Origin of the sequence: Serratia sp. Tan611 (assembly GCF_905188235.1) — a bacterium.
GTDB lineage: Bacteria > Pseudomonadota > Gammaproteobacteria > Enterobacterales > Enterobacteriaceae > Serratia_B > Serratia_B rhizosphaerae.
This window is the reverse complement of the sequence record NZ_LR994655.1, coordinates 2,410,995-2,425,226: the sequence shown is the minus strand read 5'-3', so window position 1 is coordinate 2,425,226 and position 14,232 is coordinate 2,410,995. Positions and strand designations below refer to the sequence as shown.

Here is a 14,232-nt window from a genome sequence, read left to right as displayed (position 1 = left end):
GACGAACGCCAATTTTGTAGTCAAGGATCAGTTTCGATGAGTACCATAGCCACGGGCTTTATCATGATGCGCTGGGAATTGCTGAGCGCCGTCATGATGTTTATCGCCAGTCAGTTAAACGTTGTTTGCCGCAAAGCCAGCCGTAACGGCATGGCGTTTATCTTCAGCAGCCTCGGGCTGTTTACCACCATCTGGTTCGTCATGGGGTTAATGGGCATCACCCTGACCCAGGAAGGCGTGTCGCACTTCTGGGCGGTGAGCAAAGATGTGTTTATTGATGTGATGAGCAATATGCCGACCGACTGGCCGATCCCCTGAGCAGCATACGCGCCGGCCTGAAGACCGGCGCGTCACGCTTATGACGCCGGCGGCAGCGGGCAGCTGGTATCACCTTCCGGACACGCCAGCAACTGTTTGAACTCTGCGGCGCGCGCCTGCGTTTTATCCGTCAGGCAGTTACTCAGGACAAATCCGTGCAGCGAACCGCCTTCGCTGGCGCCGGCGCTGAACTGGCAGTCCGCATCACGAAAGCCAATCCAGGCGCGCTGCGCGGCAACCAGCCGCTTAGCGGCCGCCGCATCGCCTTTTAACCGGTTCTGTAGCTGTTTATACAGCGTATTAAGCTGCGCATCCGCCTGTTTGTACTCGTCTGCGGCGCAGATGTTCATTTCGGTCTGGCTGTTTTTATCGCCGCACGCCTGTGCCGCCCAGACCGTTTGCGATGTCGCCATCAGCAACGCGGCGCCCAACAGAGCTACTTTCATAATGCCTCCCGGCCAGTTTTGTTCTTTCGTTACGAATCTGCCTAGTGTGCTGTCAGTGTAATCCTCTTAATCAAACGGTGAGTTGTTTTTTATGATGGGGGTTTCTTTCGGGTACATCCATGAGTACAACATCTATCGCAGTGCGTTTTATTACCTGCTTTTCATTCGCCAAGTAAAGGCGAACTCATTGCGATCGCTCTGAGCACTTAAGGGCCGCTAACTTTTTCTCAGCTTTTTGCTGTACCAGCGTGAAGAATTCCTGCACCGTGGTTCCCCAACTCTCCGGGACAAAATCGGCAGAAAATTGTATAGCCATCTCCTCGCTCAGACGCCCGGCATAGGTGGCTTGGAACTCTCTCACCTCCTCAAGGATATCACCGATCACCTGATAGCCGTTTTGTTCTAGAAAGCCATCAATCACCCCCTCTACCGTTTCAGCATCGGTAAACAGGTCGTAGTCCTGGCCAAAGTAGAGGTTAATCAAATGGTTTAATTCGCTGAAATCTCCATGAAATCGCATAGTTACCTCAAAAATCGGGAAATGCAGTGAGTATGAAATAGGACTTACCCGTTGGCCGACGCCGCAGTACGGAGCCGGCGCACGGTGCTCAATCCTTCAGCTGTTTCTCCATAATATCCGCCGTTTCGGCCGCTGCCCCCTTATACAAATCCATATGCTTGTTCGTTTTCTTGCCGATATAAATAAACATGCCGGCCATCAGCAGGAACGGGCCGGCCACATATATCCCCAGGAAGCCCAGCCCGAAGAGCAACGGAACCAAAAGAATGATTGCGGAGATAATTAAGCAAACCCAGCCCAGCCGGCTAAAACTTTTGCCAAACTTCTGCACGCCATTGGTCTGAGCTTCCAATAATTTCCTGGTATGACTCATTAGCAAACTCCCTGTTTGTTATCGATGAAATTAAACCGTCTCAACCACGACGGTTGATATCGGCTGCGCTGATTCTATGCCTGAGCCAGATAAAATCAACGCCCCGGAACGCAAATTTACACCTTATAAAACAATAACATCGGAATCTCATTTGCTATGAAAAATAAAGACGAATGACTCATCATAAAAATGAATTCACGACTTCACCTGTAAACGAAATATTCACAAAAAACGGTCATTGCACGCGCTCAAAATATCTATTTAACACACAGCCCGGGGCGGCTGTTGTTGCTCCGTTCCGGCCACCACCATGCCGCTGATGATTTCTCTGGCTTCCTCTCATCAAATCCATCCTGTGGCGGTGAAACTTGCACGAACCGAGATAACCCATTAGGGTTAATTGTGACGTACGTCACAAAATCCACGCTGAGGCGCGCGCTCCGCATCTGCGGCGCCACGTAATGACCGATGGGGATAAGATGCTGACGCTGAAAGACAATTTGCTGATTTTTACCGATCTGGACGGCTCTTTGCTGGATCATGACAGTTACAGCTGGCAGGCGGCGCAGCCCTGGCTGGGCCGCCTCAGCGCCGCGCGGATACCTCTGATTATCGCCAGCAGTAAAACGGCGGCGGAAATTGCCATACTGCAACAGCGCCTTGGCCTGAGCGCCTTTCCTTTTATCGCCGAAAACGGCGCGCAGATCGTTTTCCCGCCCGGCTGGCGTCAGCCTGCGCGTATCTTTGGCGCGGACTATGCCGCCATTGTCAACGCATTGCACCGCCTGCACGCCAGTTTCGCTTTTCGCGGCTTTGCCGACGCCGACGATGCGACGGTGGCGCAGTGGTGCGGATTTACCCCGCAGGAGGCCCGGCTGGCGCGACAGCGCGCAGGCTCCGAACCACTGTGCTGGCTGGACGATCAGCAGCAGCTGGCGCACTTTCGCCATGCGCTGGCGCAACAGCGGCTGACGCTGACCCGTGGCGGCCGCTTTTACCATGTGATGGGACGCGGCGTCAGCAAGGGGCGCGCCGCCCGCTGGTTGATCCGGTACTATCAGCGACGCCATCAACGCCCTTTCACCACGCTGGCGCTGGGCGACGGGCCGAACGACCTGCCGCTGCTGCAGAGCGCGGACTATGCCGTGCTGATCCGCGCCCTGCGCTCTGAACCCCTTCCATTGCCAGCGACACGGCGCGGCCGGCTGTACCGCAGCCGACAAACCGGCCCGGCCGGCTGGAGCGAGGGACTGGACCACTTTCTGTTACCCGGTAAAGCGCGGAGGATTGCCCATGAGTGAGTTTTATCAGGATGGCATCATCACCAACTTCCATAATCTGACCCGTCGGCCAATTGCCGAGCTGGAGTATGAGCTACAGGTGTTCGCCGGCCGCACGCCGCTGGGGCTGATTTTACCTTCGCTCTATACGGAGCTTGAAGGGCCGGCGCTGGACCATATCGTCGAAACGCTGGCGCAGGTGCCCTATCTGCAGGAGATCGTCATTGGCCTGGATCGCGCCGACCGGCAGCAGTTTGAGCATGCCAAACGCTTCTTCTCCCGCCTGCCGCAGCGGCATCGTATCTTGTGGAACGACGGCCCGCGCCTCAGCGCCATCGCCAGCCGGCTCAGTGACAAAGGGCTGGCGCCGAGTGAACCCGGCAAAGGCCGCAACGTCTGGTTTTGCAGCGGCTATACGCTGGCGTCACGCCGCAGCAGCTGCGTAGCACTGCACGACTGTGACATTGTCACTTACGATCGTCAGCTTCTGGCCCGCCTGCTCTATCCGCTGGCCAATCCGCACTTTCATTATGATTTTTGCAAAGGCTATTACGCCCGCGTGGCGGACGGAAAACTAAATGGCCGGGTCGGCCGGCTGCTGGTATTCCCGCTGCTGAAATCGCTGCAAAAAGTGTATGGCAACTCAGACTTTCTGGAGTATCTGCGCAGCTACCGCTATCCGCTGTCCGGTGAATTCGCCATGCGCACCCATATTCTCAACAATCTGCGCATTCCCAGCGATTGGGGGCTTGAGATCGGCGTACTGTCGGAGGTGCAGCGCACCACCGCCACCAACCGCATCTGTCAGGTGGATATTGCCGATAATTACGATCATAAACATCAGCCGATGTCGGAACATGACCCCGCCGGCGGCCTGCAGCGCATGGCCATTGATATTACCAAGGCGCTGTATCGCAAACTGGCGATCCAGGGCGTCAGCATCACCAGCGACTCTTTTCGCGTGCTGCGCGCCACCTACTACCGCACCGCGCTGGATATGATTGACGCCTTCGACCACGATGCCAGAATCAACGGCCTGACGTTTGACCGCCACAGCGAGGAGTCAGCGGTGGAGCTGTTCGCCCAGGTAATTACGCAGGCCGGCCAGCAGTTTATGGACGCGCCGGCGGAGAGCAAACCGTTTGTACCCAGTTGGAATCGCGTGCAGTCGGCCTTCCCCGATATTCTGCAGCAGCTTTATCAGGCGGTGGAAGAAGATAATCAGTAGGCCGCTCAGGCCGATGTTGTACCCTGGCGCATTTGCTGCGGCGTCATGCCGTAATACGCCTTGAAGCGGTTGCTGAAGTGGCTGGCGGAGCTGAAACCGCAGGCCAGCGCAATCTGGGTCACCGGCAATACGCCGTGACGCAGCAGGTGCGCCGCCCGCTGCAGCCGCGCCCGCATCACGTATTGGTGCGGCGCCAGACCGGTATCGTGTTTAAACATGCGGGCAAAGTGAAATTCGCTGAGTCCGGCCTGCGCCGCCAGTTCACCCAGCAGCAGCGGCTGCTCCAGATGTTCATTGATAAAATCGCACACCCGGCGCAGCACCGCCGGCGCCAGCCCGCCGCGTACCGACGGCAGCCGCCACTGCAGCTGCGTATAATGCTGCAGCAAATGCGCCATCAGCATGCCGGCCGCGCTGCTGATGGTCAGTTGATTGGCGCTGTCCTGCCAGTCGACGTTCAGCAAAAACTGACGGTAGAGCCGCGTAATCTGCGTATCTTCGCCGAAAGAGCGCGCCTCAACGTTGATAGACGCCGGGCTGCGGTCCCAGGTCTGCTCGACCAGCTGCCGCAGATGACGATCGGTGCAATACAGATGAGCGAACGACAGATTGCTGCGCACGTCCCAGGTTGACTCATACTGACGCGGCATAATGCAAAAATGGTCCGGCCCGCCGCCGTTGCGCCAGCCGTCCGGCACCTTTTGGTAGCACTCGTAGCCGTCGGCGACGTACAGGCTGAGGGTATGGTGGTCGGCGCTTTCCTGAGTAATGCGATCGTCACAGTTGGACCAGGCCGCCAGCTCCACGCCGGACGCGAGATGCAGGTGATGATGCAGCCGGGCCTTATGCTCCTGCAGTGTGGTAAACGCCTTGTACGCTGACATGCCTGGCTCCGAGGATGATAAACAGGCTTCCAGTGTAAGGAGTCGCGAGCCGCGGCACCACTGCGCCGGTAAAAAAAGCGCAAGAATATGCAACTCGCCGCAGGCGTCTGCAAGCGCTCCACGGTCCGGCAACGCATAATCGCCCCTCTTTCCCGCTGGAGTGATTACCTGATGAATGCGTTGTTATACCTGGCGGTGGTGCTGATCTGGGGCACCACCTGGATTGCGATTAATCTGCAGCAACAGGGACCGGTCGCCATTCCGGTCTCCATCAGCTACCGTTTCGCTATCGCCGCGCTGGTGATGTGGCTGGCGCTGCTGCTGACCCGCAGGCTGCGCCGCATCAGCCTGCGCGACCATCTGTTCTGCCTCCTGCAGGGCTGCTGTGTGTTCGGCTTCAACTTTTACTGTTTCTATCTGGCCGCGGCGGCCGTCAGCAGCGGCCTGGAGTCGGTTATTTTCTCCATGGCGGTGCTGTTTAACGCGCTTAATGGCCTGATATTCTTCGGTCAGCGCCCCGGCCCGAACCTGCTGCCCGCCGCGTTGCTCGGCGTCAGCGGCATTGTCGCGCTGTTCTGGCACGAGCTGCGGGCCGCACAGCCGGCACCGGAGCTGCTGCACGGCGTGGGGCTGTGCCTGCTCGGCACGCTGGGTTTTTCGCTCGGCAATATGATCGGCAGCCGCCACCAGCGCCACGGGCTGGATATTCTGTCGACCAATACTTACGCCATGAGCTACGGCGCGTTGTTGATGGGGCTGCTGGCCTGGGCGCAGGGGGCGTCGTTTCAGATTGAGTGGAACAGCCGCTATCTGGGGTCGCTGTTATATCTGGCAATTTTCGGTTCGGTGATCGCGTTTGCCGCCTATTTCAGCCTGCTGGGACGCATCGGCGCCAGCGCCGCCGCTTACAGCACCCTGCTGTTTCCTCTGGTGGCGCTGACCATTTCGACGCTGTATGAGGGGTATATCTGGCATGGCAACGCGGTGATCGGCCTGTGCCTGATCCTGCTCGGCAACCTGGTTATGTTCAACAATCCCCGCTGGTTCAGACGGTTAGTGCAACGCCGCATCGCATAACCTGCATGCCTCATGGTGCAGTTGCCCGGCCGCCGTGATGCGTTACAGTGCAACGCTGGCCGGGAACCACAATAAATCAATGAGTTACAAGTTGGCACGATTCCTGCCCCTGCTCCTTGCCACGATTTTTCAGCAAGGAGAAGTGCAGATGCAAGACAGCCATACATTGAATGTAAAACGCAGACAGTTATTAAAACTTTCGGGTGCTCTGGCCGGCGGCGTCGCGCTGGCGGGACTGAGCCGCAGCGCCCTGGCCGATGCGCAGCCGTCGTCCTCGGCCGGCTTTACCACACCGACGGCCGAACATCCTATCCGCATCAATTTCAATGAAAATGCGCTCGGCATGTCGCCGCGGGCGCAGGCGGCGGCGCGCGACGCCGTGGTCAAGGCCAACCGCTACGCCAAAGAGGAAATTATCGCGCTGCGCAGCCAGCTGGCCGGCCGTTATCAACTGCCAGACGAGTCCATTCTGCTGACCGCCGGCTCTTCGGAGGGCATTCGCGCCGCTATCGAGGCTTACGCCACATTGGATACACAGCTGGTGATCCCGGCGCTGACCTACGGCGACGGCGAGCACTTCGCCGCCATCGCCGGGATGAAAATCACCAAAGTGCCAATGCTGGACGGCTGGCAGTTCGATATCAACGGGCTGAAACAGGCGGTTGCCAACCACGCCGGCCCGTCGCTGGTGTATCTGGTCAACCCGAACAATCCCACCTCCACCATCACGCCGGCCGACCTGATCGAACCCTGGATCGCCAGCAAACCGGCCAATACGGTGTTTATTGTTGATGAAGCCTATGCCGAATTCGTCAACGACCCGCGCTTCCGCTCGGTCGGCCCGCTGCTGAAACAGGGCGCCGACAACGTGATCCTGCTGAAAACCTTCTCCAAAATCTACGCCATGGCCGGCATGCGCGTGGGATACGCCGTGGCGCAACCGGCGCTGATCGCCCGCCTGGCCAATCACGTGGCCGGCGAAAAGATCAATTTTTGCGGCGTGGACGCCGCTCTGGCTTCGCTGCACGATGAGGCCTTCGTCACCTACAGCAAGAAAAGCAATGATACTTCGCGGCAGATATTGCTGAAGACGCTGGACGAATTAGGCCTCGACTATCTACCGTCGGAAGCCAATTTCGTGTTCTTTAAGCTCACCACGCCGCTCGCCGCCTTCCAGCAGCAAATGAAACAGGCAGGCATTCTGGTGGGACGTGCTTTCCCGCCGGCCGATGACTGGTGCCGCATCTCGCTGGGAACGCCGCAGGAAATGACCTTTGTCGCCCACACCCTGAAGCAGTTCCGCAGCCAAAAGCAGCTGTAGCCGTCCGTCGCCCCGCCGCCAGAGCGGGGCTATATGCCGCAGCGTTGACCGTTCTTTACCCTACGCGCACGCATTAGCCACTATACTCAGGACTCTTTCGCTTTTTATAAGGACTTCAGGATGTTAAAACTTTCCCGTTGCGCCCTGCTGGCGGGCGTGCTGTTGCCCTGCGCCGTCGGCGCCGCTGAAAACCCGCAATATGGCGTCGAACTGCAAGGTTTTCACTACCCTTATCCGCTGCAAAAATTCAGCTTCCGCTCGCAGGGTCAGACCTTAAACATGGGTTATATGGACGTCGTGCCCGACGGCGACGCCAACGGGCAGACCGTGGTGCTGATGCACGGTAAAAACTTCTGCGGCGCCACCTGGGAAGATACCATCAAGGCGCTGAGCAAGGCCGGTTACCGGGTGATCGCCCCGGATCAAATCGGTTTCTGCAGCTCCAGCAAGCCGCCGCATTACCAATACAGCTTCCAGCAGCTGGCGCAAAACACCCACGATCTGCTGAAAAAACTCAAGATCTCCTCAGCGACGCTGGTCGGCCACTCGACCGGCGGTATGCTGGCCACGCGCTATGCGCTGATGTATCCGCAGCAAACGCGGCAACTGGTGATGGTCAACCCGATCGGCCTTGAGGACTGGAAGGCGAAAGGCGTGCCCTGGCGCAGCGTCGATCAATGGTTTGAGCGCGAGCTGAAAACCAGCGCCGCCGGCATTAAACAGTATGAACAGAAAACCTACTACGGCGGCCGCTGGCAGCCGCAGTATGACCGCTGGGTCGATATGCTGGCCGGGCTGAACAACGGCCCCGGCAAACGGCTGGTGGCTTGGAACTCGGCGCTGATCTACGACATGATCTATACCCAGCCGGTCTATTACGAATTTAAAAACCTGCAGATGCCGACCACCCTGCTGATCGGCACCGACGATACCACGGCGATCGGCAGCGACATTGCCCCGCCGGCGGTCAAGGCGCAGATTGGCGACTATCACCAATTGGGCAAGCAGGTGGCGAAGCTGATCCCACAGGCGACGCTGGTCGAGTTCCCGGGTCTGGGCCATGCGCCGCAAATGGAACAGCCGGAGAAATTCCACCAGGCGCTGCTGAAGGCGCTGCGCTCACGGGGGTGAATTGGCAGAGTCGGCGTCAGCGCTCTACCCTTAAAAGGTAATAATCAACCGAGGGTAGCATTATGCGACGGATTATCGTTGGCGCCTTTCTCAGCCTGGACGGGGTGATGCAGGCGCCGGGCGCGCCGGAAGAAGATCGCGCCGGCGGGTTTCGCTACGGCGGCTGGACGGTGCCCTACTGGGACGACCAGATCGCCGCCGCCATGGGCGATCTGTTCTCCCGCCCGTTCGACCTGCTGCTGGGGCGCAGAACCTATGACATTTTCGCCGCGCACTGGCCCTATGTGGAAAGCGACCCTGCGGCCGGCAGTTTCGATCAAATCAGTTACGATGCGGCGCGCTTGTTCAATCAGGCGACCAAATACGTTGCTACCCATCACAGCGACACGCTCTGCTGGCAGAACAGCCACTCTCTGGGCCAGAATGTGCCGGCGGCGCTGAATGCGCTGAAGGCCGAAGACGGGCCGGATTTAATCGTGCAGGGCAGCGGCGAACTGGTACAGCAGCTGTTGTCCTACGATTTGGTGGATGAACTGCGGCTGCTGATTTATCCGGTACTGCTGGGAGACGGTAAACGGTTGTTCGCCGAGGGGCTGACGGCGATGGCCTTTACGCTGGAAAAAGCGCTCAGTACCCCCAGCGGCGTGGTAATTGCGCACTATCAGCGCGGCGGGGAAATCGAGCTGGGCACCTTCGCACTGGAACATGCCCGCGAGCCGGAACACCCCTGGTAAAATTGGTTATGGCAGAAGCTTTAGTTTCTGCAGCAATGAGTCGGCATGCCTGCGCTTAAAGGGCGCAGGGCACCTCATCTCAGGCAATCAACAGCCCCAGCAGCGCGCCGCCGGCCAGTACCCACAGCGGATGCAGCCGTTTGTGCATACTCAGCAGCGTGGCGACGCCAATCAGCAACGCCAGACGCCAGTTGCTGGCCGATGCCTCGGCGATCAACGCGCCGCTGGCGGCGACCAGCCCCACCGTTACCGGCACCAGCCCGGCCTGCACGTAGCGCCGCCACGGCCGATCCTTGAAACGCTTCCACACCTGCATCACCAGTAAGGTGACCAGCGACGACGGCACAAACTTGGCCAGCGAGGACACCAGCAACCCTGCCCAGCCGGCGACGTGCCAGCCGATCAGCGGCACCACCATCATATTCGGCCCCGGCGCCGCCTGTGCCATAGCGAACAACGCACTGAACTCCTGCGCGCTCATCCACTGATGCACCTCAACCACCTGTCGCTGCATCTCCGGCAGAATGGTGATGCCGCCGCCGAACGCCATCAGAGAAAGCTCGCTAAAGATGACCGCTAACGCGATAAGCACTGGAATCATAACCATTTTCTCCAGGCCAGCAAAATGCTGAGCGGCGCCAGCGTCAACATGGTCGGCAACAGCGGCAGACGCAGCCAGGCGATCGCCAGCAGACACAGCGCGGCGACCGCCAGCGCCAGCCAGCGGCCACGCAGCGGCTGCAACATTTTTAACGCGGTCGCCAACAGCAGCCCGGCGGCGGCGGCGGCCAGCCCGGCGAACAGATGCTGAATATGAGCGTCGTTCTGAAAACGCGCATAGACCGCGCCCAGGACAACCACAATTGCCGTCGGCGCGCAAATCAGCCCCAGCAGCGCGCTGCAGGCGCCGCGCAGGCCGCGAAACTCCATACCAACCGCCACCGACAGGTTAATCACATTGCCGCCGGGCAAAAACTGGCACAGGCCGAGCAGATCGGTAAACTGCTCGCCGCTCAACCAGCGCCGCTCTTCAACCAGCATCCGCCGCGCCAGCGGCAGCACGCCGCCGAAGCCGATCAACCCCAGCATTAAAAACCCCTGAAACAGCGCCCAGTTGCCGGGAACCACCGTTTCTGTTGATACCTTCACCATGTTCGTCTCAGCCATGACGCCTCTCACTTGCCGTTTGATGGCTGGTATGATGCGCGCACGCATGCCATGATGTCTAATGCATTTCCTGGATACAAACCATACCTTGAGGGTATTGATATGATTGAACTGCGCCGGCTGAAAGCCTTTGTCACCGTGGTTGAGGAAGGCAATATTACCCGCGCCGCCGAACGGCTGTGCATTCAGCAACCGCCGCTCAGCCGCCTGCTGCAGGGATTGGAGGAGGAACTGGGCGTGCAACTGCTGCAGCGCCTGCCGCGCGGCGTGCGCGCCACCGACGCCGGCGATGTGTTGCTCCGTGAGGCGCGGGCGCTGCTGGCACGCGCCGCAACGCTGGGGGATGCGGTACGCCGCGCCGCCCGCGGTGAACAGGGGCATATCGCCATCGGCTTTACCAGCTCGGCGGCGCTGCACCCGTTCGTGCCCAACCTGCTGCGCCGCTACCGCGAAATCCTGCCGGACGTCGCCACACAGTTGGAAGAGGCCGGCAGCGGGGAGTTGATGGATGCGTTGGTTGACGAGCGGCTTGACGCGGCCTTTGTGCGTTCGCCGGTCAGTGAAATTCCCGGTTTAAGTATTGAACCGGTGCTGCGCGAAAGTATGCTGATCGCCCTGCCGGTCGGCCACCGGCTGGCTGACAATGCCCAGACGCCGCTGCCGCTGACGGCGCTGGCCCATGAAGCATTTATTCTTTACCGCCGCCCGGCGGGACAAGGGCTGTACGACGCCATCCTCGCCGCCTGTTACCGCGCCGGCTTCAGCCCGCGCATCGTGCAGGAGGCCCCGCGCCTGCCGGCGACGCTCAGCCTGGTCGGTGCCGGCCTGGGGCTGTCAATCGTGCCGGCGTCGATGCGCCGCCTTGGCGGCGACGGCATCGTTTATCGCGCCATCCGCGATGCCGATGATCTGGCCGCGCCGCTGTATCTGGCGCTGCGCGGCAACCGACACTCGCCCATCGTCAGCCGTTTTCGCGAACTGGTCAGCGAAGCGGTGGCCGCAGAAAAGTAGCCTGCTTATTATTAATCGTGGGGCGTTTGCTCAAAACCTCGCCCCGTTCCCCCTATTTTCTCCACATTTGCTCGGCAGACTCATGACGGTATCTGTTAATCGTTTTAGTCAAAAGTCACGGTGTCATGTCATTGTTTAATTCTCTTTCCCGCCGGCTGATAGCCGTCGCAGCCGCCTGCGTCATGCTGTCCACAGTCTCTATTGCACAGGCTTCCGCCCCGCTCGCTCTGCACTCCCGCGCCGCTCTGGTGGTCAATGCCAAGACCGGCAAGACGCTGTATCAGAAACAGGCCAACCGACGTATGCCGATTGCCTCACTGAGTAAACTGATGACCGCCATGGTGGTGCTGGATAATAAACGCCCGCTGGGCAATAAAATAAAGGTGACCCGCGCCGACCGTGATTTACTGAAGAAAACCCACTCGCGTCTGACCGTCGGATCCGTCCTCAGCCGACGCGATATGCTGCATATTGCGCTGATGTCGTCGGAAAACCGCGCGGCGGCGGCGCTGAGCCGTTACTATCCCGGCGGGCGTCCGGCATTCGTCGCCCGGATGAACCGCAAGGCGCGCCAGATCGGTATGAAAAACACCCGTTTCCGCGATCCGACCGGGCTGACGCCGCGCAATGTCTCCACCGCGCGCGATCTGCTGAAAATGGTGAAGCACGCCTACCGCTATCAGACCATTCGCGCCTTCAGCACCGATAAGCAGCAGATTGTGCACCCCGGCCACGGCCAACTGGTGTACCGCAGTTCCAACGGTCTGATTAACAATCATGCCTGGGATATCCGGCTGCAAAAAACCGGCTACACCAACGAGGCCGGCCACTGTCTGGTGGTGCGCACGGTCATTAAGGGCCAGCCGATCGTGATGATTTTGCTGGGTTCACAGCAGCGCTATGGCCACTACAGTGACGCCATCCGCCTGAAGAACTGGCTGGAATCCTGACCCCGAACGGCCGCGTCACGCGCGGCCGTTGCCGATGTTTTCTGCTGTCGCCCCACTCCCCGCTATCTTGCTATCGCTTATTGCCGCGCACGGCGCGATAATCAACCGTAAACTCTTTTTCGGTTAAGGAAGCGCCCATGCCACAGTTTTCCTCTTTGTCGCCTGCGCCGATCGATGTGATCAGCATTCAGTCACAGGTCATTTACGGCAGCGTCGGCAACGGCATTGCCTACCGCACTCTGCTGGCCAAGGGGTTACAGGCGCTGCAGGTGCCGACGGTGTTATTCGGCTGTCCGCCCTATTATGGCCTGCCGCACGGCGGCGTGATCCCCGACGACTGGTTCGGCGGCTTTCTCGACGATCTGCTGGCGCGCGGTGTGGCCCAGCGGGCGCGTGCGGTCATTGTCGGCTATTTGGGTAATGACAGCCAATGTCAACTGCTGGCGAACTGGCTGCGGCGCGTCAGAGAACTCAATCCGCAGGTGTTGATCGTGATTGACCCGGTGATGGGCGATTACGGCGAAGGGGTTTACGTCAACCAGCGGCTGGTCGACAGCTACCGGTCACCATTCCTGCAACTGGCCGACGGGCTAACGCCCAACGGCTTTGAGCTGGAGCAGATCTGCGGTGAAACGCTGACCAGCCCGGAACAGACCATACGCGCCGCGCGGGCGCTGCTGAATGATGTCACCCGCTGGGTGCTGGTAACCAGCGTCCCCGACCAGCGGGCCGATCCACAGGAGATCGGTCTGCTGTGGGTTACCGCCGAGGAAGCCAGATCCATCAGCCATCGCAAAATTGACGCCAACGTCAAAGGCACCGGCGATATGTTTACCGCGCTGCTGGTCAGCCGGCTGCTGGCCGGCGAACCGGCGGAGAACGCCGTTTATCACGCGATTGAAGAGGTATGTGCCGCTCTGACGGAGGCGGCTCGTTACGGTTGGGGAGAAATTGGCCGTCTGTCGGCGTCAGAATAAAGCAGGCCGGCGCGGCACGCCGCGCCGCTCAACGTTTTTTCTTTTTGTTGAAGTCCAGATCGAATGCATACACCGCGCTTTGTAATTTGCGCATTGTGGCAGGACTGACATCGGTAAAACGGCAGGAAAGGCGGGAAAAATGCCGGTTATCCTCTTCATCTTCCGGGCTGACGTCGTGATCGTCGGAGATCGCCAGCAGTTCCATATTCACTTTGAAGGTGCCGTAACTGTCCAGGTTCAGCTGGACTTTGTGGAACATAAAGCCGGGGTGCAGAAACGACGGAACCTCGCCGTCCAGGCGCAGGCCGACGCCGCCCACGGAAATATCATGGATGCGCAATTGCAGAGGCGAACCGTCGGGGCAATCGCCGTGACAATAGAAATCGCGCCAGTAAGGCGTAGTAATCCGCGGCTGACGGCGACGTTGAATGTACTTCAGTTCTTTCGGCAGTTGGGCAGAAAATGCCTCGTTTTCCTGATGACGTATCCGCTCGGCGCTATCGACCAAAAACTCGATTTTGGCGTCATAGCCTTCAATCACCACCTGCAGCTGACCGCCGGTGCACTGCTGACAATCGCTGCAGTCAAAGACGATATTGCCGGCGCCCACGCTTAATAGCTGGCTGTAAAAGAATTGTTGCTGTTGATTAGCGATGCGCATCGGCGTGCGCTGCTTGTAGATATCTCGCAAAATGGCCAGAACTTCAAAACGCTCTTGCTTGATAAACAGTCCGTTATTGAGCTGCTCCACTCGTCTCTCCTGACTTTTTCACTCATACTTACAAATTCCTTACGCTTATCATTACTGCGAATAA

Annotated in this window: 17 protein-coding genes; 10 read left to right on the top strand and 7 right to left on the bottom strand. The window is 59.1% G+C overall.

Annotated features, from left to right (window positions below):
* Positions 1 to 36 precede the first annotated feature (36 nt).
* A complete protein-coding gene (locus tag TAN611_RS11435; protein WP_105231104.1) occupies positions 37 to 318 on the top strand; it encodes a YjcB family protein in 282 nt (93 codons plus the stop codon).
* A 38-nt stretch (positions 319 to 356) separates the two neighbouring features.
* On the opposite strand, the gene TAN611_RS11430 is transcribed toward TAN611_RS11435, so the two are convergent.
* The 3 genes from TAN611_RS11430 to TAN611_RS11420 form a co-directional block, all read right to left on the bottom strand.
* On the bottom strand, positions 357 to 764 hold the full coding sequence (locus TAN611_RS11430) for a lysozyme inhibitor LprI family protein (RefSeq protein ID WP_105231103.1): 408 nt from the start codon (positions 762 to 764) through the stop codon (positions 357 to 359).
* A gap of 184 nt (positions 765 to 948) precedes the next feature.
* Positions 949 to 1,284: a contact-dependent growth inhibition system immunity protein gene (locus TAN611_RS11425; RefSeq protein ID WP_203067720.1), complete on the bottom strand. Its 336-nt coding sequence runs from the start codon at positions 1,282 to 1,284 to the stop codon at positions 949 to 951.
* An 88-nt stretch (positions 1,285 to 1,372) separates the two neighbouring features.
* Entirely contained in the window at positions 1,373 to 1,636 is a 264-nt protein-coding gene (locus TAN611_RS11420; protein WP_111737118.1) for a hypothetical protein, read from the bottom strand.
* 500 nt (positions 1,637 to 2,136) lie between these two features.
* Between TAN611_RS11420 and TAN611_RS11415 the strand changes: the two genes are divergently transcribed.
* Together TAN611_RS11415 and TAN611_RS11410 are read left to right on the top strand one after the other, a co-directional pair.
* Entirely contained in the window at positions 2,137 to 2,958 is an 822-nt protein-coding gene (locus TAN611_RS11415; RefSeq protein ID WP_111738060.1) for a mannosyl-3-phosphoglycerate phosphatase-related protein, read from the top strand.
* Positions 2,951 to 4,165, top strand: a complete 1,215-nt coding sequence (locus tag TAN611_RS11410) for a glycosyl transferase (RefSeq protein ID WP_111737119.1) — start codon at positions 2,951 to 2,953, stop codon at positions 4,163 to 4,165. Before TAN611_RS11415 ends, TAN611_RS11410 begins: the two co-directional genes overlap by 8 nt.
* Positions 4,166 to 4,170: 5 nt before the next feature.
* Here TAN611_RS11410 and TAN611_RS11405 read toward each other — a convergent pair whose 3' ends face one another.
* Positions 4,171 to 5,049 carry an AraC family transcriptional regulator gene (locus tag TAN611_RS11405; RefSeq protein WP_105231099.1) on the bottom strand — a complete coding sequence of 293 codons (879 nt, stop codon included), beginning with the start codon at positions 5,047 to 5,049 and terminating at the stop codon, positions 4,171 to 4,173.
* A gap of 171 nt (positions 5,050 to 5,220) precedes the next feature.
* Between TAN611_RS11405 and TAN611_RS11400 the strand changes: the two genes are divergently transcribed.
* The 4 genes from TAN611_RS11400 to TAN611_RS11385 all read left to right on the top strand — a co-directional run bounded on the left by TAN611_RS11400 (position 5,221) and on the right by TAN611_RS11385 (position 9,312).
* Positions 5,221 to 6,126: a DMT family transporter gene (locus TAN611_RS11400; protein ID WP_203067719.1), complete on the top strand. Its 906-nt coding sequence runs from the start codon at positions 5,221 to 5,223 to the stop codon at positions 6,124 to 6,126.
* Positions 6,127 to 6,274: 148 nt separating this feature from the next.
* Entirely contained in the window at positions 6,275 to 7,447 is a 1,173-nt protein-coding gene (locus TAN611_RS11395; RefSeq protein WP_111737121.1) for a histidinol-phosphate transaminase, read from the top strand.
* 120 nt (positions 7,448 to 7,567) lie between these two features.
* A complete protein-coding gene (locus TAN611_RS11390) occupies positions 7,568 to 8,578 on the top strand; it encodes an alpha/beta fold hydrolase (RefSeq protein ID WP_111737122.1) in 1,011 nt (336 codons plus the stop codon).
* 62 nt (positions 8,579 to 8,640) lie between these two features.
* Positions 8,641 to 9,312, top strand: coding sequence for a dihydrofolate reductase family protein (locus tag TAN611_RS11385; protein ID WP_111737123.1), 672 nt, complete (start codon positions 8,641 to 8,643; stop codon positions 9,310 to 9,312).
* 79 nt (positions 9,313 to 9,391) lie between these two features.
* On the opposite strand, the gene TAN611_RS11380 is transcribed toward TAN611_RS11385, so the two are convergent.
* Both TAN611_RS11380 and TAN611_RS11375 read right to left on the bottom strand, forming a co-directional pair.
* A complete protein-coding gene (locus TAN611_RS11380) occupies positions 9,392 to 9,913 on the bottom strand; it encodes a chromate transporter (RefSeq protein WP_105231094.1) in 522 nt (173 codons plus the stop codon).
* Complete coding sequence (locus TAN611_RS11375; protein ID WP_105231093.1) at positions 9,910 to 10,479, bottom strand: chromate transporter; 570 nt, start codon at positions 10,477 to 10,479, stop codon at positions 9,910 to 9,912. The genes TAN611_RS11380 and TAN611_RS11375 overlap by 4 nt, the downstream gene beginning before the upstream one ends.
* Positions 10,480 to 10,575: 96 nt before the next feature.
* On the opposite strand from TAN611_RS11375, the gene TAN611_RS11370 reads away from it, so the two are divergent.
* The 3 genes from TAN611_RS11370 (at position 10,576) to pdxY (ending at position 13,417) form a co-directional block, all read left to right on the top strand.
* Positions 10,576 to 11,490 (top strand): LysR family transcriptional regulator, encoded by a 915-nt coding sequence (locus TAN611_RS11370; protein WP_105233332.1) that lies wholly within the window; start codon positions 10,576 to 10,578, stop codon positions 11,488 to 11,490.
* Positions 11,491 to 11,672: 182 nt separating this feature from the next.
* Positions 11,673 to 12,440 carry a D-alanyl-D-alanine endopeptidase gene (pbpG, locus tag TAN611_RS11365; protein WP_238404533.1) on the top strand — a complete coding sequence of 256 codons (768 nt, stop codon included), beginning with the start codon at positions 11,673 to 11,675 and terminating at the stop codon, positions 12,438 to 12,440.
* Positions 12,441 to 12,577: 137 nt separating this feature from the next.
* Positions 12,578 to 13,417, top strand: coding sequence for a pyridoxal kinase (gene pdxY / locus TAN611_RS11360; RefSeq protein ID WP_203067717.1), 840 nt, complete (start codon positions 12,578 to 12,580; stop codon positions 13,415 to 13,417).
* Between the two features lie 28 nt (positions 13,418 to 13,445).
* Here pdxY and TAN611_RS11355 read toward each other — a convergent pair whose 3' ends face one another.
* Positions 13,446 to 14,168 (bottom strand): flagellar brake protein, encoded by a 723-nt coding sequence (locus tag TAN611_RS11355; RefSeq protein ID WP_111737124.1) that lies wholly within the window; start codon positions 14,166 to 14,168, stop codon positions 13,446 to 13,448.
* Positions 14,169 to 14,232: the final 64 nt, after the last annotated feature.

Coding starts and splice junctions, on each gene's coding strand:
- TAN611_RS11375 (WP_105231093.1), bottom strand. CDS start 10,479: ATGGCTGAGACGAACATGGTGAAGGTATCAACAGAAACGGTGGTTCCC.
- TAN611_RS11405 (WP_105231099.1), bottom strand. CDS start 5,049: ATGTCAGCGTACAAGGCGTTTACCACACTGCAGGAGCATAAGGCCCGG.
- TAN611_RS11380 (WP_105231094.1), bottom strand. CDS start 9,913: ATGATTCCAGTGCTTATCGCGTTAGCGGTCATCTTTAGCGAGCTTTCT.
- TAN611_RS11395 (WP_111737121.1), top strand. CDS start 6,275: ATGCAAGACAGCCATACATTGAATGTAAAACGCAGACAGTTATTAAAA.
- TAN611_RS11400 (WP_203067719.1), top strand. CDS start 5,221: ATGAATGCGTTGTTATACCTGGCGGTGGTGCTGATCTGGGGCACCACC.
- TAN611_RS11410 (WP_111737119.1), top strand. CDS start 2,951: ATGAGTGAGTTTTATCAGGATGGCATCATCACCAACTTCCATAATCTG.
- TAN611_RS11435 (WP_105231104.1), top strand. CDS start 37: ATGAGTACCATAGCCACGGGCTTTATCATGATGCGCTGGGAATTGCTG.
- pbpG (WP_238404533.1), top strand. CDS start 11,673: ATGCTGTCCACAGTCTCTATTGCACAGGCTTCCGCCCCGCTCGCTCTG.
- TAN611_RS11390 (WP_111737122.1), top strand. CDS start 7,568: ATGTTAAAACTTTCCCGTTGCGCCCTGCTGGCGGGCGTGCTGTTGCCC.
- TAN611_RS11415 (WP_111738060.1), top strand. CDS start 2,137: ATGCTGACGCTGAAAGACAATTTGCTGATTTTTACCGATCTGGACGGC.
- TAN611_RS11385 (WP_111737123.1), top strand. CDS start 8,641: ATGCGACGGATTATCGTTGGCGCCTTTCTCAGCCTGGACGGGGTGATG.
- pdxY (WP_203067717.1), top strand. CDS start 12,578: ATGCCACAGTTTTCCTCTTTGTCGCCTGCGCCGATCGATGTGATCAGC.
- TAN611_RS11425 (WP_203067720.1), bottom strand. CDS start 1,284: ATGCGATTTCATGGAGATTTCAGCGAATTAAACCATTTGATTAACCTC.
- TAN611_RS11430 (WP_105231103.1), bottom strand. CDS start 764: ATGAAAGTAGCTCTGTTGGGCGCCGCGTTGCTGATGGCGACATCGCAA.